The organism is Kitasatospora sp. NPDC051914, from assembly GCF_040680995.1.
In the GTDB taxonomy this organism is placed as follows: domain Bacteria; phylum Actinomycetota; class Actinomycetes; order Streptomycetales; family Streptomycetaceae; genus Kitasatospora.
Map to the genome: position 1 here is coordinate 101,450 of NZ_JBFAXX010000012.1, position 22,823 is coordinate 124,272.

Here is a 22,823-nt window from a genome sequence, read left to right on the forward strand (position 1 = left end):
GCCCTGCAGCCGTCACCGGCTCCTCCGTCGTTGTATCAGCACATGGTCGCACGTGGGGGCCGCCGAGTGTGAGCTCCTGCGGCTCCCGATCGGTCCGGGCGGTGCGTCGGGGCGCCCGGTCAGGCGGACGCCGCGCCCAGGACCAGCCCGGCCAGCGCCTCGGCCGCGGCGACGCCGCAGACCCGGGCGCCGCCGTGGGTGGCGAGGACGGCCGTGCCGCGGCCGCCGAAGGTGTCGGCGAGGCCGTGCGCGGTGCCGATCTCCACCACCACCGCGTCGGGGCGGACGGCGGTCATGGCCAGCGCGGCGCGCAGCATCCAGGGGTGCCGGTGCACGTCGCGGACGACGATCACCAGCGGCCGGTTGACCGCGGCGCCGAGCAGCGGCCGGACGTCGACGTCCGCGCCCTCGGCGGCGACCGCCACGTGCAGCAGTCCGGAGCCCTCGATCCGGGTGGCGGGGGCGCCGACCCGGGTGTGCGTGGTGCCCGGGACGAGTTCGGTGAGGGGGCCGGAGACGCCCCACGGGGTCTGGTCGCCGACCGCGATGTTGGCGCCGGGGGAGAACTCCACCACGTGCGGGACGCCCTCCAGCGGGCGCAGCTCGCCGTGGATGCGCAGGGCCCGGCGGGCGGCGGCGAGGCCGATCCCGACCTCGGCGTGCGCACCGGCCTGGGCGGCCCGTTCGGCGGCGGACCAGCGGGCCACCGCGCGGTTGCGCTCGGCGGCCTCGTGCAGCCGCTCGGCGGAGAGCCGGCCCTCGCGGACGGCCCACACCAGGGCGTCCCGCAGGTAGAGGAAGGCCGCCTCGTCCTGCAGGCCGCCGCCGACGCAGATGGTGTCGGCGCCGGCCGCGACGGCCCGCACGGAGCCGGCGGCGACGCCGTGGGTGCCGGAGATGGCGCCCATCTCGATGCCGTCGGTGACGATCAGCCCGCGGAAGCCGAGCTCCTCGCGGAGCAGGCCGGTGAGGATCTCCCGGGACATGGTGGCGGGCAGCCGCCCGTCGTACGCGGGGAAGAGGATGTGCGCGGTCATGATCGACTTCACGCCGGCCGCGATGGCGGCGCGGAACGGCTTGAGGTGCTCCTGCACCTGCTCGGCGCTGAGGTCGATCCGCGGCAGCCCGAGGTGGGAGTCGCCGGAGGTGTCGCCGTGACCGGGGAAGTGCTTGGCGCAGGCGGCCACGCCGGCGGACTGCAGGCCGCGCACCCAGGCGGCGGTGTGCCGGGCGGCGAGGTCGCCGTCGGCGCCGAAGGAGCGGACGCCGATCACCGGGTTGTCCGGGTTGGAGTTGACGTCCGCGTCCGGGGCGTAGTCGAGGTTGACGCCGACCGAGGAGAGGTCGAGGCCGATCGCCCGGGCGACCTGCTCGGTGAGGTCGGTGTCGTCGACCTCGCCGAGCGCCAGGTTGCCGGGGTACGAGGAGCCGCTCGTCACCTCCAGCCGGGTGACGTCGCCGCCCTCCTCGTCGGTGGCGATCAGCAGGTCCGGGTTGAGCGCGTACATCTCCGCGGTCAGCGCGGCGACCTGCTGCGGGGTACGGATGTTGCGGCCGAACAGCGCGACGCCGCCCAGCTCGCCGGAGCCCAGTCTGCGGCGCAGCCACTCGGGGGCGGTGAGCCCGGCGAAGCCCGGCTGGAGCACCGCGCCGGCGTCCGTGAGCAGTTCGACGCTTTCCGTACCGGGAATCGCCATGGTTCCTTCCCTGGGTGGGGTGCGGGAGGTGAGGGGGTGCGGGGAGCGGGACGCTCCCAGGGGGTCAGCCCTTGACCGCACCGGCGGTCAGGCCCGCCGACACCTTCTTCTGGAAGATCACGAAGAGCACGATCACGGGCAGCGAGACCAGCAGCGCGCCGGCCATCTGCGAGCCGTAGTCGGCGCCGCGGGTGGGGGTGGTGGCGTAGAAGGTCAGCCAGATCATCGAGGTCTTCTGGCCGCCGGTGGAGAGCAGCACGTTGGCGACGATGAACTCGTTCCACGCCTGGATCCAGCTGTACACGCCGGTGGTGATCAGGCCGGGCAGGGTGAGCGGCAGGATGACCCGGAAGAAGGCGCCCCACTGGGTGCAGCCGTCGACCATGGCGGCCTCGTCGAGCTCGGCCGGGATGTTGACGATGAACGAGCGCAGCGTCCACACCACGTAGGGCACGGTGAAGACCAGGTAGGCCAGCATCACGCCGAAGAGGGTGCCGGTCATGCCGGCGTTGTTCATCACCACGAACAGCGGGCCGATGATCGCCAGCAGCGGCACCATCTGGACGACCAGCATGGTGACGATGAAGAAGTTGCGGCCGCGGAAGCCGAACCGGGCGACGGCGACGGCGGCGAGGAAGCCGACGACCAGGCCGAGCACGACCGAGCCCAGGGTGATGGCGATCGTGTTCTGGAGCGCCGGCAGGAACTCCTTGTCGTCGAAGATGGTCTTGTAGCTGTCGAACGAGAACGCCTGCGGCCAGAAGGTCGGGTCCTTGGCGATCAGGTCCTTGTTGGTCTTGAAGGTCGTGATGAGCATCCAGTAGATCGGGAAGCCCATCACCGCGGCGAAGCCGAGGCCGAGGGTGTTCCAGATCCAGGTCATCACGGGGCGCTGCCCGGTGGTGCGGACCTTGGCCCGGACCTTCGGCCCGGCGGCGGCCGCCGGTGCGTCGACGGTGGTGGTCATCGGTCCTGGGCTCCGATCTTGAGCATCTGGCGGATGTAGAAGACGAGCACCGCCAGCATGAGGAGGATCATCGCGATCGAGATCACCGAGCTGTCGCTGTACTTCGAGGCGACGATGCCCTTCTGGAACAGGTAGGTGCCGATCGTCCAGTAGCCGGGCTCGGGAGAGGTGTTGCGCAGCGAGAAGATCTGCGCGAAGACCTGGAAGTCCCAGATGAAGCTCAGCGCGGCGCTGATCATCAGGAACGGCTTGATGACCGGGATGACGACGTGCCGGAACGCCTGCAGGGAGCTGGCGCCGTCCAGCTTGGCGGCCTCCATCAGCTCCTTGGGCACCTGGGTGAGCGCGGCGTTCAGGCCGAGCACCAGGAAGGGCAGCGCGCCCCAGACGATGACCGCGGCGCCGACCACGTACAGGCCGACCGTGGGGTCGGCGAACCAGTCGTAGTGCTTGGTCTTCTCGTCGCCGGTGAAGAGGTAGCCGATGTAGTCGACCACGCCGCCGTTGGAGGCGAACAGCCAGCGGAAGATGGTGCCGGTGACGAGCGCCGGGATGGCCCAGACGAACATCATCACGGTGATGCAGACGACCTTCACCCAGCCGGAGACCCGGTTGAGCAGCAGGGCGAAGAGCATGCCCAGCACCATGGAGAGGACGACCAGCTCGACGGTGAAGTAGATCGAGCGGAGCACGACCTCCCAGAACTGGTCGTCGCCGAGGACCTTGGTGTAGCCCTCGAACCCGATGTACTTCGCGAGCGCCGGGTTGACCAGGTACGAGTACCGGTTGATGTTCTGGAACGAGAGGTCGAACAGCTGGTACAGCGGATACGCCAGGACGCCCACCAGGGCCACCACGGCCGGCAGGATCATGGCGTACGGGATGTAGTGGCCGCCCGCCAGGATGCCGCGCCGGGGCGGCGGCGGTGCGGCCACGGCGGCCGCGGTCTCCTCGACCGCCACCGGCGTTTCGTTCGTTGTCACGCTCATCAGGGTCCTTCCCGGCCCGGGGAACTGGTCGGTACGTGGTGCGCGGGTGGGCAGTCCGCGCTGCTGCACGGACTGCCCACCCCTGCACGCCTCGTCAGCCGTTCAGGTCCTTGAGGACGGTCTCCTCGACCTTCTTGAGCTCCGCGGCCGGGTCGCCGCCGGCGGCGATCGCACCGAAGGCGTTCTTCAGCGCGGTCTCGTCGGCACCGGACCACATCGGGGAGTTCGGGATGAACCAGGTCTGGCCCTCGGCCGCGTCACCGGTCGCCTTGTTGGCCGGCGCGGCGGCCTTGTAGGCGGCGACCAGGTTCTTGGCGTTCGGGATCGCGAACTTGGCCAGCTCGGTCTGCTGCTTGGTGTTGGTGAAGATCTGCAGGAAGGTCGCGCCCAGGCCCGGGTTGGCGGACTTGGCCGGGACGGCCAGGTCGGAGCCGCCGAGGAAGGCGGGGGTGGGCTGGCCGGCCGCGGCGCCCGGCAGGGCGATGCTGGCGAGCTTGTCCTTCAGGCCCGGGTCGCCGACCTTCGGGTCCGCGACCTGGCCGAGCTCCCAGCCGTTGCCGACGATGGCGGCGATGTTGCCCTTGGCCATCAGGGCGTCCTGGGTGGCCTCGTCGGTGGTGGTGCCGCCGACCGAGAACTCCTTCTGCAGGTCGTTCCAGACCTTGACGCCCTCGACGAACTTGGGGTCGGTCAGGGTGCCGGTCCACTTGTCGCCGTCGCTCTTGGCGACGATGTTCTTCACACCGAAGGTGCCGGCGCCGAAGGAGGCGGCGGTGTACCAGTTCTGGCCCGGGAGGTAGAGGGCGGAGAAGTTCGGGGTGGAGGCGTTGGCGGCCTTCACCTTGGCGAGGGCGTCCTTCAGCTCGGCCAGGGTGGTCGGCGGGTTGGCCACGCCGGCCGCGGCGAAGAGGTCCTTGCGGTAGATCAGGACGCGGGCGCCGGCGTAGTAGGGGATCGCGTAGGTCTTGGAGCCGTCCGCGGTCTGGCCGGAGGCGGCCAGCGAGTCCAGGTACTTGTCCGAGTTCTCGAACTGGGACTTCACACCGGTCAGGTCGACGAAGGAGCCGGCCTCGATGTACTTGGCGGTCTGGGTGTTGCCGAGCTCGATGACCTCCGGGGCGTTGCCGGAGAGGAGGGCGGTGTCGAGCTTGGTGGTGTAGTTGGTCCAGGTCTGCCACTGGATGTCGACGTCGGCGCCGGTCTCCTCCTTGAACTGCTTCTTGGCAGCCTCGACGACCGACGGCCAGCCCTTCTGGGCGTCGTCCATCAGCCAGACCGTGATCTTCTTGCCCTTGCCGTCCTTGCTGAGGGTGGCCTGCTTGGCGTCGCCGGAGGAGCCGGACGAGGAGCAGGCGGACGCGACGAGAACGGTGGCAATGGCGGCCACGGCGGCGATCTTGCGGTTCAAACCATCCTCCAGAGGGATGAGCAAGGTGTGGCACCGGGCTGTGGGGGCGTGGCCCTGAAGCGTCGTGCCAGGGGGAATGTCACCGGTGATTGCGATGGGGGAACTGCACGGGTGGAGCGGCAACCGACTTGGTGGAGTAGACCATTGGTGTAGACCAACTGCCCTGGAGATTGGCACGTACCAAAGAGCACCGTCAAGGGTTCTCGACGCCTCGGGGCGCACCGTTATCAACGCTTGACACAGCCGTGCGCTTCTGGTGGTCGACGGGGTTTGGCCTGGACCATCTCGGCCGGAAAATCGGGCGAATGACCCACGAACGGGCATAGATGGCGAACGATCCGCCTGTGGCCCAACCCGCCCTCAAGTGCTCCTTAAGGGGGCCCTAATGGAGCGTGTGGTGAGTGCGTGCTCACGCTGCGCGCCAGCTTGACAACGGCTCTGCAACGACTGGTGCACACGCTCCCGCGCACCGTTGACTCCGTCATTGGTCTGGTCCACGCTCTGCGAACTGGTCTGTACCAATGCGCAGACCTTCCCCGACCCTCCGGAGGAAGCGTGAAGCGGCAGTTGACGGCTGCGATCGGCATGACGGCGCTGCTGGCCACCGTGGCGGGGTGCGGAAGCGGCACCCCCGCCGGGCAGGACCGGGCGGCCTCGGCCTCCGCCGCGACCGGCACGGTGACCGTCTGGCTGATGGGCGAGGCCCAGACCAGCTGGCCCGAGCTCGTGCAGCAGGTGAACGACGAGTTCGCCGCCAAGTACCCCGGGGCCGAGCTCCGGCTCAGGTACCAGACCTGGAAGGACAAGATCGGCAACCTGGACGCCGCCCTGGAGGGCGAGCGCGTCCCCGACGTGGTCGAACTCGGCAACACCGAGACGATGAAGTACATCCTCAACGGCTCGCTCGCGCCGGTGGACCGCACCACCTTCGACAACAACCAGACCTGGATCCGCGGCCTGGTCGACACCTGCACCTACCAGGGCAAGCTCTACTGCGTCCCCTACTACGCGGGTGCCCGCGTCGCCCTCTACAACTCGGCGATGTTCGAGGAGGCCACCGGCAGCGCCGGCGTCCCCGCCACCGAGGACGAGCTGCTCGCCGCCCTCGACAGGATCCAGGCGAAGAACCGCGACAAGAAGGGCTTCTCCGCCCTCTACCTGCCGGGCCCGTACTGGTACGCGGCCATGTCCTACGTCACCGCGTACGGCGGCTCCATCGCCCGCTTCGACAGCGGCGGCCGCTGGCACGGCACGCTCGGCGAGCCCGAGGCCCAGCAGGGCATCTCCCACTTCGTCGACCTGGTGAAGAAGTACAACCACGGCGACCTGACCGTGAACGAGCTCGACCAGGCGGCCGTGCTCGGCAAGCACCGCACCGCGATGCTCTACGGCAACGGCTGGGAGGCCGCCGCCGCGTCCGAGCCGCTCTCCGGCGACCCCAAGCTCAAGGACGTGGTGAAGGTCGCCGGCATGCCCGGCCCGAACGGCAAGCCGCTGCCCTCCTTCATCGGCGGCTCCGACCTCGCGGTCACCGCGAAGTCGCAGGTCCAGGACCTCGCCAAGGACTGGATCAGGATGTTCACCAGCGCCAAGTCGCAGCAGGTGCTGGCCGGCAAGGACACGCTGCCGAACAACCTCACCCAGCTCGCCCCGCTGAAGAACAAGCCGGCCACCGCGGCCGCCGCCAACGCCGTCCCGGACGCCTGGTTCACCCCGGTCGCGCCCGGCTGGGCCGCGATCGAGAAGCAGAACGTCCTGGTCGAGATGCTGAACGACATCTTCAAGGGCACCTCGGTCGAGGCCGCGACCAAGGCCGCCGACGCCAGGATCAACGAGCTGATCAACAACCCGTCCTGAGCCGCGCGGGCGGGCTCCGGAATTCGTTCCGGGGCCCGCGCACCGTAGGATCGAGCGGCACCACCCTTTTTTGCAGCGAGTGTGCGGACTCGCCGCCGTGAGGTCCCTGCCGGGCAGCAGCCCGCCGCGGGGCAGAACCATCTCAACGGAGGCACACCCGATGTCCGACCCGCAGACCGTCCCCGGCAGGATCATGGCGGCGGAGATGGCCGAGCAGCCGGCCGTCCTGCAGCGCATCCTCGACGAGGGCGCCCCCAGGATCCGCGAGATCGCGGCCGGGATCGCCGCCCGCAACCCGCGTTTCGTCCTGCTGACCGCCCGCGGCACCTCCGACAACGCGGCGCTCTACGCGAAGTACCTGATCGAGGTCCTGCTCGGCAAGCCGGCCGGCCTCACCTCGATGTCCACCACCACCGCGTACGGCGCCAGGCCCGACCTCACCGACTGCCTGGTGATCACCGTCAGCCAGTCCGGCGGCTCGCCCGACCTGGTGGCCTCCACCAAGGCCGCCCGCGAGGCCGGCGCCATCACCCTGGCCGTGACCAACAACGCCGGCTCCCCGCTGGCCGAGGTCTCCGAGTTCCACATCGACGTGATGGCCGGCCCGGAGAAGGCGCTGCCCGCCACCAAGACGTACACCGCCGAGCTGCTCGCCCTCTACCTGTTCGTCGAGGGCCTGCGCGGCGGCGACGGCTCGGCCGCCAAGGGGCTGCCCGGCCTGGCCGCCGGCATCCTGGAGCGCCAGTCGGAGGTCAAGGCGCTCGCCGAGCGGTACCGCTTCGCCCAGCGCCTGGTCATCACCTCGCGCGGCTACGGCTACCCGACCGCCCGCGAGGCGGCGCTGAAGCTGATGGAGACCACCTACATCCCGGCCTCGCCGTTCTCCGGCGCCGACCTGCTGCACGGCCCGCTGGCCATGGTGGACAACGTCTCGCCGGTGATCGCGATCGTTCCGGACGGCAAGGGCGGCGAGGCGCTGCAGCCGGTGCTGGACCGCCTCCGCGGCCGCGGCGCCGACCTGGTGGTCGTCGGCCAGCAGTCCCAGGTGGACGCGGCCTCCGCCGGTTTCGCGTTGCCGGCCGGCGTCCCCGAGGAGGTCCAGCCGATCCTGGAGATCCTCCCGCTCCAGCTGCTCGCGTACGAGGTCACCATCGCCCGCGGCCAGGACCCGGACGCGCCGCGCGCGCTGGCCAAGGTCACCGAGACGCACTGACGCCGGGCACACGACGAAGGGGCGCGGTTCACCGCGCCCCTTCTGCCGTTTCCGCCCGGCGGCGGAAAGCACTACGGGCCACGGCGCCGACACAGGACCCTCAACCCGTGCGGCACCGCAGCCCGGAGCTGTCGTCGGCGGCCGGTACGGCCGGGAGTTGTGCGGGACTCCCGGACCGCCGGTGCGCCGACCGAGGAGCGGCCTCGCGCGGTCAGGGCAGTGTGCGCGGGGGGCCTCTCCTTGGTGCGTTTCCCATTGTGGACTAGACCAATTGCGGTTGTCCAGGGGTCTCCCTGGATTGGTCTGGACAACATCGCGACAGGTCCCGCCGGGCCGTTTTCGTTAGGCTCGCCCTGTGCCCTCGCTGAACGAACTCGTCCGCCGCCACACCACCCTCACCGGTGCCGACGTGGAGTGGCTGCACCTGCTGGTCTCGGAGTGGCAGCTGCTCTCCGACCTCTCCTTCGCCGACCTCGTCCTGTGGATCCCCACCTGGGACGGCATTCGGTACGTCTCGGTCGCCCAGATGCGCCCCAACACCGGGCCGACCTCCTACCAGGACGACATGGTCGGCCACCTCGTCCCGCGCGGCCGCCGCCCGCTGCTGGACGCCGCCTACGACGAGGGCCGGATCGTGCGCGAGGGCGACCCGGAGTGGCGCGAGGAGGTGCCCGTCCGGGTCGAGTCGATCCCCGTCCGGCGCGAGGGCCGGGTGCTGGGCGTGATCGCGCGCAACACCAACCTGCTGACCGTCCGCACCCCCAGCCGGCTGGAGCTCACCTACCTGCAGAGCGCCTCCGACCTGGCGCAGATGATCGCTGCAGGAACGTTCCCCTACCCGGCCGAGCAGACCGACATGGACACGGCGCCGCGGGTCGGCGACGGCCTGATCAGGCTCGACGCCGACGGCATCGTCACCTACGCCAGCCCCAACGCGCTCTCCGCCTACCACCGGATCGGCCTCACCACCGACCTGGTCGGCAGTCATCTCGGCCGCGCCACCGCCGAGTTGGCGCCTCCCTCGCGCACCGCGGTGCACGAGGCACTGGTCAAGATGGCCAGCGGCTGGGCCCCGCGGCAGACCGAGGTCGAGGCCCAGGGCGGTGTGGTCATCATCCGCTCCATCCCGCTGAAGCCGAAGGGCACCCTCACCGGCTCCCTGGTGCTCTGCCGCGACGTCACCGAACTGCGGCGGCGCGACCGCGAGCTGATGACCAAGGACGCCACCATCCGGGAGATCCACCACCGGGTGAAGAACAACCTGCAGACCGTCGCCGCCCTGCTGCGGCTGCAGTCCCGCCGGATGGACTCCGACGCCGGCCGCGCCGCGCTGGACGAGGCCGTCCGTCGGGTCGGTTCGATCGCCATCGTGCACGAGACGCTCTCGCAGACCCTGGACGAGCAGGTCGCCTTCGACGAGATCGCCGACCGGGTGCTCGCCATGGTGATGGAGCTCTCCCAGGACGGGCTGGTCAGCACCAAGCGCACCGGCAGCTTCGGCATCCTGACGGCCGAGGTCGCCACTCCGCTCGCCATGATCCTCAACGAGCTGATGCAGAACGCGCTGGAACACGCCTTCGGCCCGAAGGCGGCGGGCAACCTGGAGGTCAGCGCCCTGCGGGGGAGGGCCCCCGCCACCGGCATGGGCTGGTCGGACAGCTGGAACGGCGGGGCCAGGCCCGAGGAGTACCTGCTGATCACCGTGCAGGACGACGGCCGCGGCATGCCCGAGGGCTTCGACCCGCAGCAGGCCGGCAACCTGGGCCTGCAGATCGTCAGGACCCTGGTCACCGGCGAACTCGGCGGCACCTTCGACATGGTCGCCGCCCCGGACGGTGGGACGAAGGTCGTCCTGGAGATCCCCGTCCGGTAGACCTCGGGGGCCGGGAACGCCACGAGGCCCTGCCGACCGGGGGGGTGGGTCGGCAGGGCCTCTCAACCCGTTCCGGCCGTCGGGGGGAGTCGGCCGGAACGGGGGCTCTGTGGGTGCGACGCGCTCCTCGTGTTGCACACGGTGAGCGGCCCAGGTCCACGATATTGCTCTCAGTGAGCAGTATCAAGGCCCCTGGCGGCTCGGCGTCGTCCGGGTCGCGCCGTGATGCGCGACCCATCGTGCGGAAGGCCCTGGGAACACCGGGAGACAGGACCTTTGATCATGGGTTGATCGGATGGTGCCGACGGCGTGTCAGGCGGTGCGGGCGCGGTTGCGGGCGGCGCGGCGCTTCATCGCACGACGCTCGTCCTCGCTCATACCGCCCCAGACGCCGGCGTCCTGACCGGTCTCGAGCGCCCACTGCAGGCACTGGTCCATGACGGGACAGCGGCGGCACACGGCCTTGGCTTCCTCGATCTGCAGCAGAGCAGGACCGGTGTTCCCGATCGGGAAGAACAGCTCCGGGTCCTCTTCGCGGCAGACAGCGCGGTGGCGCCAGTCCATGGTCGTCCAACTCCTCCGGTCGGCGGGCGGTGGCCCGGCCGACGCAATCGACGGCTTGTGAATGTGAACGCTTTCACGAATCCCGCAACAACAAAAGCGACCAAAGGCCCATCGGGCCCGGGCGGTCTGTGCTGAGGTGGGGTTCGGGCGATTCGAGGGAGTGCCGCGTGTCCCGCTGCGGCCCGTCCCGATCGCCATGTAGAGGTTCGCAAACCTCAGGCCCGGATACAACCCCCTTCGGCAAGGAATTTTTGATTCTTCGGTGTCGCATAGCTCACAGCCCGTACTTCTATGGGGTGAAGGGGGCTAGCGCGTTCGAGAAGAAGGGAGGAGCCCCCTTCTGGTCACACAATCACACGCAGTGCCCGCCGAACGCCTGTGAAACTGACGCGACTCCTGTCTCCAAGGTGGTCCCCGTCGACCTGAAACGGGGCCGGTTCCTCTGAAACCAAGGTGAAGTGCCGAACGTCGTGATAGGAGACGACGTGCTTCCCGGACGGTCCAGGAGCCGCGGCGCCGCCTTCCGCAGGGGTGTGCGACCGCAGAATCTGACGGACCGTTCGAGCCGTGCCGAACGCCGTCATTCGAGTGATGCCGAAGATGTCAAGGTGCGTCTCGAAGGACGCGGAGGGCGAGGGGTAGACCGGACGGTTCCCCAGGAACGTCCACGGCGAGGTGTTGCTGACTATCGACAGCACCAGGCCCGGCACCGGCTCCTGCCCGTTGATCTCCAGGGTGACGGGGCCCTTCCGGCGGTGCTCACGCTCGGTGACGTAGTGCCGGAGCGCCTGGTTGACGTAGAGCGCGTGCGTGGATCTGCGCCCCTCCCTGCGCTGCGCCTCCACCCGTCCGACCACGCCGGCGTCGAAGCCCAGCCCCGCGGTGAAGGTGAACCAGCGGTCCGAATGCCCCTCGGAGAGCGCCTTGCCCAGGCCGATCGCCCGCTCACGGCGCGCGGCCAGCGCGTCCAGCAGCGCGCCCGTCGCCTCCACCGGGTGGTTCGGCAGGCCGAGCGCCCGCGCGAAGACGTTGGTCGAGCCCCCCGGCACCACCGCCAGGCGCGGCACCCGGTCGGACGGGCCGTGCGCCAACAGCCCGTTCACCACCTCGTTCACGGTGCCGTCCCCGCCGAGGGCCACCACGAGGTCGACCCCGCCGTCCTCGGCCGCGGCCTGCGCCAGGTCGCGCGCGTGCCCCCGGTAGAGCGTCTGGGCGACCTCCAGCTTGAGGTCGCTGCGCAGGGCGTGGATCAGCACGTCGCGGGTGCGGCCACTGGTGGTGGTCGCCTTCGGGTTCACGACCAGGAGAGCGCGCATGAACGCCAGCCTACGGGTCGGTACGCGGGACGCGACGGTTACCCTGCTGGAGTGACCGCAGAGACCGCCCAGCCCCCGTCCGCCCCCGCACCCGGCCAGGAGGGCTCCCGCAGCCCCGCCGGGGACCGCCCGGCCCCGCTGCTGACGGGTGCCGCGATCACCCTGCTGGAGGGTGCTGCACTGGCCGGCTGGGGCCTCTACGACGTCGTCGCCGGTCTGGTCGGCGACCAGGCCGCACTGGGCCGCAGCGAGGCCGGCGCCGCGGTCCTGCTGCTGATGGGCCTCTTCCCGCTGCTGGCCGGCCGGGCACTGCTGCGGCTGCGCCGCTGGGGCCGCAGCCCGGCCGTGCTGACCAACTCGATCTGCCTGCCGGTCGCCTACTACATGTGGCAGGGCGGCGGCGCCGTGCGGGTCGCCGCGGTGGCCGTCGGCCTGCTCGGCCTGGCCGGCATCGTCTCGCTGCTCAACCCCAAGGTCACCGCGGCCCTGTACGGCGACCGCGGCTGAGAACGACGGAGCGGCGGGGGCGCGGTCCGCACCGCGCCCCCGCCGCTCCTCCGCGTCCGGCTCACTCCTCGACGAGGAGCTTCTCCCGCAGCTGGGCCAGGGTGCGGGCGAGCAGCCGCGAGACGTGCATCTGCGAGATGCCCACCTCGGCGGCGATCTGGGACTGCGTCATGTTGCGGAAGAAGCGCAGCACCAGGATCTTCTGCTCGCGCGGCGGCAGCTGGGCCAGCAGCGGCTTGAGCGACTCCCGGTACTCCACGCCCTCCAGGGCCTCGTCCGTCGCGCCGAGGGTGTCGGCCACGGCGGGCGACTCGTCGTCGCTGTCCGGCACGTCCAGGGAGAGCGTGGAGTAGGCGTTGGCCGACTCCAGCCCCTCCAGCACGTCCTCCTCGGAGATCCCGAGGTGCTCGGCCAGCTCGTGCACGGTGGGGGAGCGCCCGTGCCGCTGCGAGAGCTCGCTGGTCGCCGTGGTCAGCGACAGCCGCAGCTCCTGCAGGCGGCGCGGCACCCGGACCGCCCAGCCCTTGTCCCGGAAGTGCCGCTTGATCTCGCCGACGATCGTCGGCGTCGCGTAGGTGGAGAACTCCACCCCGCGCTCGTGGTCGAAGCGGTCCACGGACTTGATCAGACCGATGGTGGCGACCTGGGTCAGGTCGTCCAGCGGCTCGCCGCGGTTGCGGAACCGCCGGGCCAGGTGCTCGACCAGCGGGATGTGCATCCGCACCAGCTGGTTGCGGATCTCCACCCGCTCCGGCGAGCCCTCCGGCAGCTCGGCCAGCCGCACGAAGAGCGCCCTGGCGGCCTCCCGGTCCGGCGCCGCCGAGCGGTGGCCCTGGGCGGGCACCGCGCCGCGCACGACGGTTGCGGCGGTCCGCAGCTCCTCGTCCGCGGGCGCGTCCGCCGCTGCGGGCTGCTCCGGTGTCGGATCGGTCGGCTGGCTCATCGGGCGGGCGTCCTTCGGGTACGCGTCGTCAGTCGGGGAGGCGTCGGCGATGCGGGCAGCGCTCGCCTGGGGCGGTACGGCCACGTCTGCGGTGGCCGCAGGCACCCCGGTGGCACCTGTGCGGTCCAGATCACTCACGGCGATCACCCGTTCCGTTCCGGGAGCACTTCTCACTGGGTGTACCGCAGCGGACTGCGGTACGGGGGAGCCGCACGCGCGGAATGTCGTCCTCGCAGGTCGACACCTGCGCGTACGGCCCTGGGCGCACGGCGCTACGGCTGGGCAGGAGACCCGCCGCGCTTCTTGTGCAGGCTGATGCTGACGGTGTTGTCCTCGCCCACGGACGAGTCCACCTCGCCGGCCAGTGCGGAGAGCACCGTCCAGGCGAAGGTGTCCCGCTCGGGGGCGCGGCCGTCGGTCGTCGGCGCGGCGACGGTGACCTTGAGCGAGTCTCCGACCAGCCGGAACTCGCAGCTGAGCACGGAGCCCGGCACCGCCTGCTGGAGCAGGATGGCGCAGGCCTCGTCCACCGCGATGCGGAGGTCCTCGATCTCGTCCAGGGTGAAGTCCAAGCGGGCCGCGAGGCCCGCCGTCGCTGTTCGCAGCACCGAGAGGTAGGCACCCGCCGCGGGCAGCCGGACCTCGACGAAGTCCTTCACGTCGGGCTCACCGTCGATCTGGGACACCCTCACCTCCTGGGTGACGCGCGGTGCTTGCGGCCGGACGGCCGCGGCACTTCCTCTTGCTTCGCTCAACTGCTTCGCCCCAACTCGTCCGAGGGGTGGTGCGGTACGAACCGGTTCATACCCACCCGGGGCTCCCCGAACGCCACGCATCCGCCCGAGACGTTACCGCGATCGGCGGGCCGATGTCGCGATCTCCGGCCACGATCACGGGAACGGGCGACCCGGCCGCTCACCGCCCTGCCGACCCGCCGAGCTCGGCCAGCGCGCCGTCGGCCAGTCGGAAGACCGTCCACTCGTCCATCGGCACCGCGCCGAGCGACTTGTAGAAGCCGATCGACGGCTCGTTCCAGTCCAGGACCGACCACTCCAGCCGCCCGTACCCGCGCTCCGTGCAGATCCGGGCCAGCTCGGCCAGCAGCGCCCTGCCGTGGCCGCCGCCGCGCCGGGACGGGCGCACGTAGAGGTCCTCCAGGTAGATGCCGTGGGTGCCGCGCCAGGTGGAGAAGTTGCGGAACCACAGGGCGAAGCCGACCGGCTCGCCGGTGGCGTCGTCCTCGGCGATCAGCCCGAACACCGCCGGGTGCTCCCCGAAGAGCGCGTCGTGCAACTGCTCCTCGGTGGCCCGTGCCTCGTCCAGGGCCCGCTCGTACTCGGCGAGCTCGCGGATCATGGCGTGGATGACGGGGACGTCGGTGGCCAGGGCGGTGCGGATCATACGGCGAGGGTACTCGGACGCACCGGCCGGGCGGAAAGGTTAATTTCCGCGGACCTCCGGCGGCGGGGCCGGCAGGGGCCCGCCCGCCCGTGGCCCGGACCGCGGCCCGAGGGGCGATCCGGCCGTCCTGCGGCGGTGCCGCCGGGGCGGCCGGCGGCCGGGTGCCGCTGTGCCCATCGCGGCCTCCCTCGCTCGGACGACGGGCCCGGCCGGGCGGTCCGACCCGTGACACGAGCGTACGCCGCCGCCACCCGGCCGACATGCCGAAGGCCCGGCCGCGACGGACGCGGACGGGCCTTCGGAGTCACTGATGCGTGATCAGGCGGCCTTCTTGGTCTCCCAGAAGATGCGGTCGATCTCGGCGATCAGGTCGAGCAGGGCCTGGCCGGTGGCCGGGTCCGTGGAGGCCTTGGCGGCCGAGGCGGCCTTGCCGGCCCTGTTGAACAGGTCGTGCAGCTGCGGGTAGGCCTCGAAGTGCGGGGCCTTGAAGTAGTCGGTGTGCAGCACCGAGAGGTGGTGCTTGACCAGCTCGGCGCGCTCCTCCTTGATGACGATGGCGCGCGCACGGAAGTGCGGGTCCTCGTTGGCCTGGTACTTCTCCTGAGTGGCCTTCACGGACTCGGCCTCGATACGGGCCTGGGCCGGGTCGTACACGCCGCAGGGCAGGTCGCAGTGGGCGTGCGCGGTGGCCCGCGGAGCAAACAGACGAGAGAACATGGGAGTCCTTCCTTAGATCGTCTTCCCGCGAGCGAGATTACCCCGCCGCCCGCCCCGTTTCGCGGTCGGCCCGGGGGCCTAGGGCAAAAGGAGGAGGCCCAACCGGTCGATATCGGGCGGGCGCCGGGCGCGCCGCCATGCTGGACACTGGACGGCGACGCACGGGCAGGGGAGAGCGGATGGCCGAGGAGAGGGAGGCGGGCGGCGGCGGTCTGCTGCCGCTCGGGGTGGTCGACGTGGCGGGCCCCTCGATGCGGCCCACGCTGCGCGACGGGGACCGGGTGCTGGTCCGCTACGGCGCCCGGATCAGGCCGGGGGCCGTGGTGCTGGTGCGGCACCCGCTGCGGCAGGACCTGCTGCTGGTGAAGCGGGCGGCCGGACGCCGTCCGGGCGGCTGGTGGCTGCTGTCGGACAACCCGCTGGTGACCACCGACAGCCGCGAGTACGGGGCGGTGCCGGCGGAACTGGTGCTCGGCCGCGTCCTGCTGCGGCTGCGGCCCCGCCCGGCCTGGCTGGCCCCGGCACCCGCCCTGGAACGCGCCCTGAACGGCGTGCTGCTGGCCCGCCTCCCGGCGCTCGCCGCCCGGCTGGGCGCCTTCCGCCCGCTGGACGTGGAGCCGTAGGGGCGCGGTTCCCCGCGTCCCTCGTCGGCCGCCCCGGTGCCGTGGGGCTTCAGTCGCGGGCGGCGAGGGCGGCGCGGGCCGCCTCCTCGCGCTTGCGGGCGCGGTAGGCGGCGACGTTGGCCCGGGTCGCGCAGCGGTCGGAGCAGTAGCGGCGCGAGCGGTTGGTCGAGGTGTCCAGGTAGGCGTTGCGGCAGGGGGCGGCCTGGCAGATGCCCAGCCGGTCGGCGCCGAGCTCGGTGAGGTGGATGGCCAGGCCCATGCAGGCGACCGCGGTGAAGTTGGCGGTGGCGGTGGCGGCGTTGTCGGCCAGGTGGAGGTGCCAGCGCGGGCGGCCGGCCTCGTCCAGGTAGTCGTGGCCGGAGACCAGCGGGCTGACCGGGTACTCGACCATCAGGCTGTTGAGCAGGTCGACGGCCCGGACCTCCTCGCCCCCGGCGGCCGCCTCGAAGACGCCGCGCAGCCGGGTGCGGACGCCCCGCAGCCGCGGCAGGTCGGCCTCGTCGGCGAGGGCGGCGGCCCGGCCGGCCGTCCCGAACAGGGCCCGGACGGAGTCCACCGAGGTCAGCGCGTCCCGGCCGCGGTCCGGCTCCTCGGTGTTGACCAGCCGAACGGCGTAGTCGGCGTACGAGGCGAGCTCCACGAGTGGTCCTTCCGGGGCGGTAACAGGCAAGCTGCCTCAAGGGTATTACCTGGACGGGCCGACGCGAAGGCGCCCGCCTCCCCGGGGGGTGGCGGGCGCCTTCGCGGACCGCAGGGTCAGAGCACCTTGGACAGGAACAGCTTGGTCCGCTCGTGCTGCGGGTTGCTGAGCACCTCGCGCGGGTCGCCGGACTCGACGACCACGCCGCCGTCCATGAAGACCAGCGCGTCGCCGACCTCGCGGGCGAAGCCCATCTCGTGGGTGACCACGACCATGGTCATGCCCTCCTCGGCGAGGCCGCGCATGACGTCGAGGACCTCGCCGACCAGCTCGGGGTCGAGCGCCGAGGTGGGCTCGTCGAAGAGCATCAGCTTGGGCTGCATGGCGAGCGCACGGGCGATCGCGACACGCTGCTGCTGGCCGCCGGAGAGCTGGGACGGGTAGTTGCCGGACTTGTCGGCCAGGCCGACCCGCTCCAGCAGGGCCATGCCCCGTTCCTTGGCGGCGGACTTGCTCTCGCCCTTGACCTGCACCGGCGCCTCGATGACGTTCTCGAGCGCCGTCATGTGCGGGAACAGGTTGAAGTGCTGGAAGACCATGCCGATGTCGCGCCGCTGGCGCGCCACCTCGCTGTCCTTCAGCTCGTAGAGCCGGTCGCCCTTCTGCTTGTAGCCCACCAGGTCGCCGTCGACGTAGAGCCGGCCGGCGTTGATCTTCTCCAGGTGGTTGATGCAGCGCAGGAAGGTGGACTTGCCGGAGCCCGAGGGGCCGACCAGCACGAACACCTCGCCCTGCTTGACCTCCAGGTCGATGCCCTTGAGCACCTGGACCAGGCCGTAGGACTTGTGGACGCCCTCCGCCCGCACCATGGCACGGGTCGCGTCGGCGGGGGTCTTCGCCAGATCGCTCACAGGTGACCGCCTCCTTCCAGACCCGGGACCACGTCGTGCGCCTTCGACGGCTTGCGCCGGCCGGTGAACAGGCCGCGGATCCGCTGCAGCGGGGTCGGCGGCAGCGTGCGGTTGGCGCCGCGGGCGTAGTGCCGCTCGATGTAATACTGCCCGACCGTGAGGATCGAGGTCAGGATCAGGTACCAGATGCTGACCGCGATCAGGACCGGGATGGTCTGGAAGGTGCGCGAGAAGATGTTGTGACCGGCCTGGTAGAGCTCCTCCAGGGCGATGACGCTCGCCAGGGAAGAGGTCTTCAGCATCGAGATGGTCTCGTTGCCGGTCGGCGGGATGATCACGCGCATCGCCTGCGGGAGGACGATCCGCTTCATCGTCTGGAACCGGCTCATGCCGAGCGCGTGCGCGGCCTCGGTCTGGCCCTCGCTCACCGACTGCAGACCACCGCGGACGATCTCCGCCATGTAGGCGGCCTCGTTCAGGCCGAGGCCCAGCAGCGCCGCGACGAAGACCGGGATCAGGTTGTTGGTCGAGCCCGAGACGAACTCGGGGCCGAACGGGATGCCGATCGACAGCTTCGGCCAGATGGCGGCCAGGAAGTTCCAGAACACCAGCTGCACCAGCACGGGGGTGCCGCGGAAGACCCAGATGTACACCCAGGCCACGCCGGAGAGCAGCGGGTTCGGCGAGAGTCGCATCACCGCGAGGACGATGCCGCCGATCACGCCCATGACCATGGCCAGGGCGGTCAGTTCGAGGGTGACGAGCAGGCCGTGCAGGATCTGGTCGTTGAACAGGGTGTCGCCGACGACGGACCACTGGAAGGCCGGGTTGGTCACCAGGGCGTGGATCAGCATCGCCGCGAGGACCGCGACGACGACTGCTCCGGCCCAGCGTCCGGGGTGGCGGACCGGGACGGCCTTGATGGCCTCAGGCCGTCCCGTCTTCACCGGCCCCTGATCGATAGGGTTCACGTTGAGTAGCCTCAGGGGGTTCGTTGCGGAACGTCAGCTCTTGGCCGCGTTGATCTCGGACGTGGTGATCGCGCCGGCCGAGACACCCCACTTGTCGAGGATCTGCTTGTACGTGCCGTCGGCGATCAGCGCCTGGACGGCACCCTGGACGGCCTTGCTCAGCTCCGAGCCCTTGGCGATGACGATGCCGTAGGGGGCACTGTCGTAGGTGTCGCCGATCTTCTCCAGCTGCCCGTTGGTCTGCGTCAGCGCGTAGTCGACGACCGGGGAGTCCGCCATCATGACCTGGTCGCGACCGGCCACCAGGGCCTGGGTGACGTCCGTCTGCAGGGAGAACTTGTCGCCGTCGCCCGGGATCGGGGGCTTGCCGGCCTTCACGCAGTCGGGGTTGCGGACGTCCTTGATCTCGTCGGCCTGGGTGGTGCCGGTCTGGACGGCGACCTTCTTGCCGCAGAGGTCCTTGGGGTCGATCTTGTCCGGGTTGCCCTTCTTCACGGCGATGGCGGAGCCGGCCGTGAAGTAGGTGACCATGTCGACGGTCTGCTCGCGCTCCTTGGTGTCCGTGAAGGAGCTCATGCCGACCTGGTACTTCTTGGCCGCGATGCCCGGGATGATCGAGGTGAAGTCCGCGTTCTGGACGTCCGCCGAGAGCCCCAGCTTCGCCGCGATGGCCTTGGCGAGGTCGACGTCCATGCCGACGATGGCGCCCTTGTCGTCCTTGAACTCGTTCGGTGCGTAGGAGGCGTCGGTGGCAACGGTGAGCTTGCCGCCGGACTTGACGTCCGCGGGGAGGAGGGCGGCGAGCGACGGGTCGGCGGCGACGGCCTTGACGGAGCTCGTCGGGGACGCGGCACCCGAACCGGAGCTGCTCGTCGAGGAGCCGCAGGCGGTGAGGAACAGGGTGCCGGCCGCGAGGGCGGCGCCTGCCGCGACGATGCGGGGGCGCAGGGTGCGAGCGGTCATGAGGGGGATCTCCTCCTGGGGGAGAGACGAGCGGAGCGCTACGCCGGGGGGTGGCGGTCGCCCGGTCGGCGGTAGCACTCCGTCGTGCTGCGCCGGCCCGGTCGTTCACTTTGTACGGTCTTCACGTCGTGCATGTCGCCACCCTCCGCCGAGGTGAGCGCACGTCGGACCGCCTCGCAGGGAGGACGCCCCCGGGGGGGAGGCATGTTCGATCCGAGTTGGGTGGAATCCTGCCACTCACGGACGGTGAACGGGCCCCGATTCAGATCAAAATCGGATAACGAGGGGCCTTGTTGTCCGCTATCCGGACGAATTCCGACCTCCTGTCACCCTGCGTATAAGTATGCAGACTTGGTGCCGTCCGGCCGGGAAACCCGGCCGGAGCGTCCGACACTCAGAATCCGCCGTTGACGACCGCGTTCTGCACGGCGCCGCCGGAGACCTCCCACTTCTTCAGGATGTTCTCGTACTCGCCGGTACGGATCAGCTGGTTGATGGCCTTCACCAGCACGTCGCGCAGCTCGGTGTTCTCCTTGGACACCGCGATGCCGTACGGGGAGGGCTGCAACTGGGCGCCGACCACCTCGAACTTGGTGCCGTTGGGGCCGCCCTTGGCGGCGACGTACGCGGCCACCGGGTAGTCGTTCAGGTCCGCGTCGGCGCGGCCCGCCGCCAGCTCGGCCAGGGCCTCGCTGTCGTTGTCGAAGAGGTTCACCGTCAGCGGCTTGTGGGCCCGGGCGCAGGCGCCGACCTGGCGCTCGACGATCGCCGCCTGGGTGGTGCCGCGCTGCAGGGCCACCGTGTGCCCGCACAGGTCGTCCAGCTTGCCGATCTTGTCCGGGTTGCCCTGGGGCACCAGGATCGAGGTGCCGGCGATGAAGTAGTCCACGAAGTCGACGCCCGGGTTGACCTGCTTGCCGCTGTCGTCCGTGCCCTCGCGGCGCTGCCGGTTGTCCGTCATGGCGGACATCGCCACGTCGAACTCCTTGGCCTGCAGACCGGGGATCAGCTTGTCGAACGCGGTGTCGCTGATCTCGACCTTCACGCCGAGCTGCTTGCCGACGGCCGTCGCGATGTCCGGGTCGATGCCCACGGCGGAGCCGTCCGAGGCCTTGAACTCCACCGGGGCGTAGTTCAGGTCCGAGGCGATCTTCAGCACGCCCGCGGTCCGGATGCGCTCCGGGAGGCGGCCGTGCAGGTCGTCCGCGCTGGGCTTGGCCGGGCCGGAGCTGCCGCACGCGGTCAGCAGGAGGGACCCCGCGGCGAGCACCGCACCGGCGGCGAGGGCTCTGGCGGATATGGGCGCGTTGGCGTGCATGCGGGGGTCCTCCTGGGAGAGCGGGTGGTGCTGGACGGGCTTACCGGCGGGGGCCGCGCCGTCCGCGAGCGGGACAGGGATGTCCGGATGTCGGTGTGGGAAATGTGATCCTGCCATCCCTCCCTGCTGTCCGAGGTCGCGGGTATGTCAGAATCTGGTATCGGGTGACCCCCGACGAACGAAGGCAGACCGCCGGTTCCGCTGCTCACAATCGAGCGGGTGGATCCGGGGTGCGCAGGACCGGAAGTCGACGACGCCGACTCCGTAGCCGAGGCACCAGCTCCCCTTCCGTGTCTGCGTTCACTCCTGCGGGTGCGTGTCCCGCCCGCCGTCTGTCGCCCCCGGCGGCCGGATTCCACCGGAATCCGGCACTGTCAAGGGCCGCAATGCGGTGAACGGTGCACGTCGAGGACGGAAAGGCACAGGTGCGGTGCCTTTGTCCGACCTAGGCTCGAGCGGTGCGTCTCACCGTCCGTACTGATGCGGATGCGCCTGGGCACGACCGGAAGCACTACGCAGAACACCCAAAACCCTCACCCGAGGGCGCAGCCCGGCGGCCGCGCCCCGACCCCGGACACCGGGTGCGCCTGGCGTACCCGGCGCCGCCGTCCTCGCGGCGGCGTCCGCGGCGTCGATCGACCGTCGGCCCGTGCGTCCTCGCTGATCAATTGACGAAGAGGTCAACGTGGCAGCGGAGATCATCCACCCCAACACGCAGGACACCGACGATCCGGTCGACGCCGTTTTCGCACTCCACCGCGGCGGCAAGATGGAGGTCCGGGCCACGGTTCCGGTGCGCGACGCGGACGACCTGTCCCTCGCCTACACCCCCGGGGTCGCCCGGGTCTGCACCGCCATCGCCGAGCAGCCCGAGCTGGTGAACGACTACACCTGGAAGGCCAACACCGTCGCGGTCGTCACCGACGGCACCGCCGTGCTCGGCCTCGGCGACATCGGCCCGGAGGCGTCGCTGCCCGTGATGGAGGGCAAGGCGATCCTGTTCAAGCAGTTCGGCGGCGTGGACGCCGTCCCGATCGCGCTGGCCTGCACCGAGGTGGACGAGATCGTCGAGACCGTCGTCCGGCTGGCCCCGTCCTTCGGCGGCGTCAACCTGGAGGACATCTCCGCCCCGCGCTGCTTCGAGATCGAGCGCCGGCTGCAGGACGCCCTGGACATCCCGGTCTTCCACGACGACCAGCACGGCACCGCCATCGTCACCACCGCCGCCCTGTGGAACGCGGCCAAGGTGACCGGCCGTGAGATCGGCAGCCTGCGGGCCGTCATCTCCGGCGCCGGCGCGGCAGGCATCGCCATCGCCAAGATGCTCCTCGCCGCCGGCATCGGCGACGTGGCCGTCTGCGACCGCCGGGGCGTCGTGCACCAGGGCCGCGAGGACCTCACCGACGTCAAGGCCGAGATCGCCGCGCTGACCAACCGCACCGGCATCAAGGGCTCGCTGGCCGAGGCGCTGGCCGGCGCCGACGTCTTCATCGGCGTCTCCGGCGGCACCGTGCCGGAGGACGTCGTGGCCACCATGGCCGAGGGCTGCTTCGTCTTCGCGATGGCCAACCCGAACCCGGAGATCCACCCCGAGGTCGCGCACAAGTACGCGGCGGTCGTCGCCACCGGGCGCAGCGACTTCCCGAACCAGATCAACAACGTGCTGGCCTTCCCCGGCATCTTCGCCGGCGCCCTGTCGGTCCGGGCCACCCGGATCACCGAGGGCATGAAGCTGGCCGCCGCCCAGGCGCTCGCCGCCGTGGTCGCCGACGAGCTGACGCCGCAGAAGGTCATCCCGTCGCCGTTCGACGAGCGGGTCGCACCGGCCGTCACCCGGGCGGTCGCCGAGGCCGCCCGCGCCGAGGGCGTCGCCCGCCTGTAGCGGTCACCCGCAGAGCGGAACCCGGGGCGCGGGGGCCGCGCGAGACGGAAGGCAGCAGCTGCC

21 protein-coding genes are annotated in these 22,823 nt (G+C 70.8%); 6 read left to right on the forward strand and 15 right to left on the reverse strand.

What is annotated here, in order from left to right:
- Positions 1–119 precede the first annotated feature (119 nt).
- The 4 genes from AB0M03_RS10800 to AB0M03_RS10815 all read right to left on the reverse strand — a co-directional run bounded on the left by AB0M03_RS10800 (position 120) and on the right by AB0M03_RS10815 (position 5,061).
- Positions 120–1,697 carry a glycoside hydrolase family 3 protein gene (locus AB0M03_RS10800; protein WP_363490717.1) on the reverse strand — a complete coding sequence of 526 codons (1,578 nt, stop codon included), beginning with the start codon at positions 1,695–1,697 and terminating at the stop codon, positions 120–122.
- A gap of 64 nt (positions 1,698–1,761) precedes the next feature.
- Complete coding sequence (locus tag AB0M03_RS10805; protein WP_363490719.1) at positions 1,762–2,664, reverse strand: carbohydrate ABC transporter permease; 903 nt, start codon at positions 2,662–2,664, stop codon at positions 1,762–1,764.
- Complete coding sequence (locus AB0M03_RS10810; protein ID WP_363490721.1) at positions 2,661–3,647, reverse strand: sugar ABC transporter permease; 987 nt, start codon at positions 3,645–3,647, stop codon at positions 2,661–2,663. Before AB0M03_RS10810 ends, AB0M03_RS10805 begins: the two co-directional genes overlap by 4 nt.
- Before the next feature lie 100 nt (positions 3,648–3,747).
- Positions 3,748–5,061 carry an extracellular solute-binding protein gene (locus AB0M03_RS10815; protein WP_363490723.1) on the reverse strand — a complete coding sequence of 438 codons (1,314 nt, stop codon included), beginning with the start codon at positions 5,059–5,061 and terminating at the stop codon, positions 3,748–3,750.
- Positions 5,062–5,616: 555 nt separating this feature from the next.
- Between AB0M03_RS10815 and AB0M03_RS10820 the strand changes: the two genes are divergently transcribed.
- The 3 genes from AB0M03_RS10820 to AB0M03_RS10830 all read left to right on the forward strand — a co-directional run bounded on the left by AB0M03_RS10820 (position 5,617) and on the right by AB0M03_RS10830 (position 10,004).
- Positions 5,617–6,918, forward strand: a complete 1,302-nt coding sequence (locus AB0M03_RS10820) for an extracellular solute-binding protein (protein WP_363490725.1) — start codon at positions 5,617–5,619, stop codon at positions 6,916–6,918.
- A 160-nt stretch (positions 6,919–7,078) separates the two neighbouring features.
- Complete coding sequence (locus AB0M03_RS10825) at positions 7,079–8,131, forward strand: SIS domain-containing protein (protein WP_363490727.1); 1,053 nt, start codon at positions 7,079–7,081, stop codon at positions 8,129–8,131.
- Positions 8,132–8,486: 355 nt separating this feature from the next.
- Positions 8,487–10,004 carry a PAS domain-containing sensor histidine kinase gene (locus AB0M03_RS10830; RefSeq protein ID WP_363490729.1) on the forward strand — a complete coding sequence of 506 codons (1,518 nt, stop codon included), beginning with the start codon at positions 8,487–8,489 and terminating at the stop codon, positions 10,002–10,004.
- Positions 10,005–10,316: 312 nt separating this feature from the next.
- On the opposite strand, the gene AB0M03_RS10835 is transcribed toward AB0M03_RS10830, so the two are convergent.
- Together AB0M03_RS10835 and AB0M03_RS10840 are read right to left on the reverse strand one after the other, a co-directional pair.
- A complete protein-coding gene (locus AB0M03_RS10835) occupies positions 10,317–10,568 on the reverse strand; it encodes a WhiB family transcriptional regulator (RefSeq protein ID WP_030267905.1) in 252 nt (83 codons plus the stop codon).
- A 344-nt stretch (positions 10,569–10,912) separates the two neighbouring features.
- Positions 10,913–11,884 (reverse strand): diacylglycerol kinase family protein, encoded by a 972-nt coding sequence (locus AB0M03_RS10840; protein WP_363490731.1) that lies wholly within the window; start codon positions 11,882–11,884, stop codon positions 10,913–10,915.
- Positions 11,885–11,935: 51 nt separating this feature from the next.
- Here AB0M03_RS10840 and AB0M03_RS10845 point away from each other — a divergent pair, with 51 nt between their 5' ends.
- Positions 11,936–12,391 carry a hypothetical protein gene (locus tag AB0M03_RS10845; protein ID WP_363490733.1) on the forward strand — a complete coding sequence of 152 codons (456 nt, stop codon included), beginning with the start codon at positions 11,936–11,938 and terminating at the stop codon, positions 12,389–12,391.
- Positions 12,392–12,452: 61 nt separating this feature from the next.
- Here AB0M03_RS10845 and AB0M03_RS10850 read toward each other — a convergent pair whose 3' ends face one another.
- From AB0M03_RS10850 to sodN, 4 genes are all read right to left on the reverse strand, one after another.
- Positions 12,453–13,472, reverse strand: a complete 1,020-nt coding sequence (locus AB0M03_RS10850; RefSeq protein ID WP_363490735.1) for an RNA polymerase sigma factor SigF — start codon at positions 13,470–13,472, stop codon at positions 12,453–12,455.
- 134 nt (positions 13,473–13,606) lie between these two features.
- Positions 13,607–14,020, reverse strand: coding sequence for an anti-sigma regulatory factor (locus AB0M03_RS10855; RefSeq protein WP_363490737.1), 414 nt, complete (start codon positions 14,018–14,020; stop codon positions 13,607–13,609).
- Positions 14,021–14,249: 229 nt separating this feature from the next.
- Positions 14,250–14,735, reverse strand: a complete 486-nt coding sequence (locus AB0M03_RS10860; protein WP_363490739.1) for a GNAT family N-acetyltransferase — start codon at positions 14,733–14,735, stop codon at positions 14,250–14,252.
- A gap of 318 nt (positions 14,736–15,053) precedes the next feature.
- Positions 15,054–15,452, reverse strand: coding sequence for a superoxide dismutase, Ni (sodN, locus tag AB0M03_RS10865; protein ID WP_363490741.1), 399 nt, complete (start codon positions 15,450–15,452; stop codon positions 15,054–15,056).
- 179 nt (positions 15,453–15,631) lie between these two features.
- Between sodN and sodX the strand changes: the two genes are divergently transcribed.
- Positions 15,632–16,075 carry a nickel-type superoxide dismutase maturation protease gene (gene sodX / locus AB0M03_RS10870; protein ID WP_363490743.1) on the forward strand — a complete coding sequence of 148 codons (444 nt, stop codon included), beginning with the start codon at positions 15,632–15,634 and terminating at the stop codon, positions 16,073–16,075.
- 49 nt (positions 16,076–16,124) lie between these two features.
- On the opposite strand, the gene AB0M03_RS10875 is transcribed toward sodX, so the two are convergent.
- From AB0M03_RS10875 to AB0M03_RS10895, 5 genes are all read right to left on the reverse strand, one after another.
- On the reverse strand, positions 16,125–16,715 hold the full coding sequence (locus AB0M03_RS10875) for a CGNR zinc finger domain-containing protein (protein WP_363490745.1): 591 nt from the start codon (positions 16,713–16,715) through the stop codon (positions 16,125–16,127).
- A 116-nt stretch (positions 16,716–16,831) separates the two neighbouring features.
- Positions 16,832–17,584: an amino acid ABC transporter ATP-binding protein gene (locus AB0M03_RS10880; RefSeq protein ID WP_363490805.1), complete on the reverse strand. Its 753-nt coding sequence runs from the start codon at positions 17,582–17,584 to the stop codon at positions 16,832–16,834.
- A gap of 38 nt (positions 17,585–17,622) precedes the next feature.
- A complete protein-coding gene (locus tag AB0M03_RS10885) occupies positions 17,623–18,597 on the reverse strand; it encodes an amino acid ABC transporter permease (protein WP_363490747.1) in 975 nt (324 codons plus the stop codon).
- 33 nt (positions 18,598–18,630) lie between these two features.
- A complete protein-coding gene (locus AB0M03_RS10890) occupies positions 18,631–19,560 on the reverse strand; it encodes an ABC transporter substrate-binding protein (protein ID WP_363490749.1) in 930 nt (309 codons plus the stop codon).
- Positions 19,561–19,954: 394 nt separating this feature from the next.
- Complete coding sequence (locus tag AB0M03_RS10895) at positions 19,955–20,878, reverse strand: ABC transporter substrate-binding protein (protein ID WP_363490751.1); 924 nt, start codon at positions 20,876–20,878, stop codon at positions 19,955–19,957.
- Between the two features lie 685 nt (positions 20,879–21,563).
- Between AB0M03_RS10895 and AB0M03_RS10900 the strand changes: the two genes are divergently transcribed.
- Positions 21,564–22,760 carry an NADP-dependent malic enzyme gene (locus tag AB0M03_RS10900; RefSeq protein WP_363490753.1) on the forward strand — a complete coding sequence of 399 codons (1,197 nt, stop codon included), beginning with the start codon at positions 21,564–21,566 and terminating at the stop codon, positions 22,758–22,760.
- Positions 22,761–22,823: the final 63 nt, after the last annotated feature.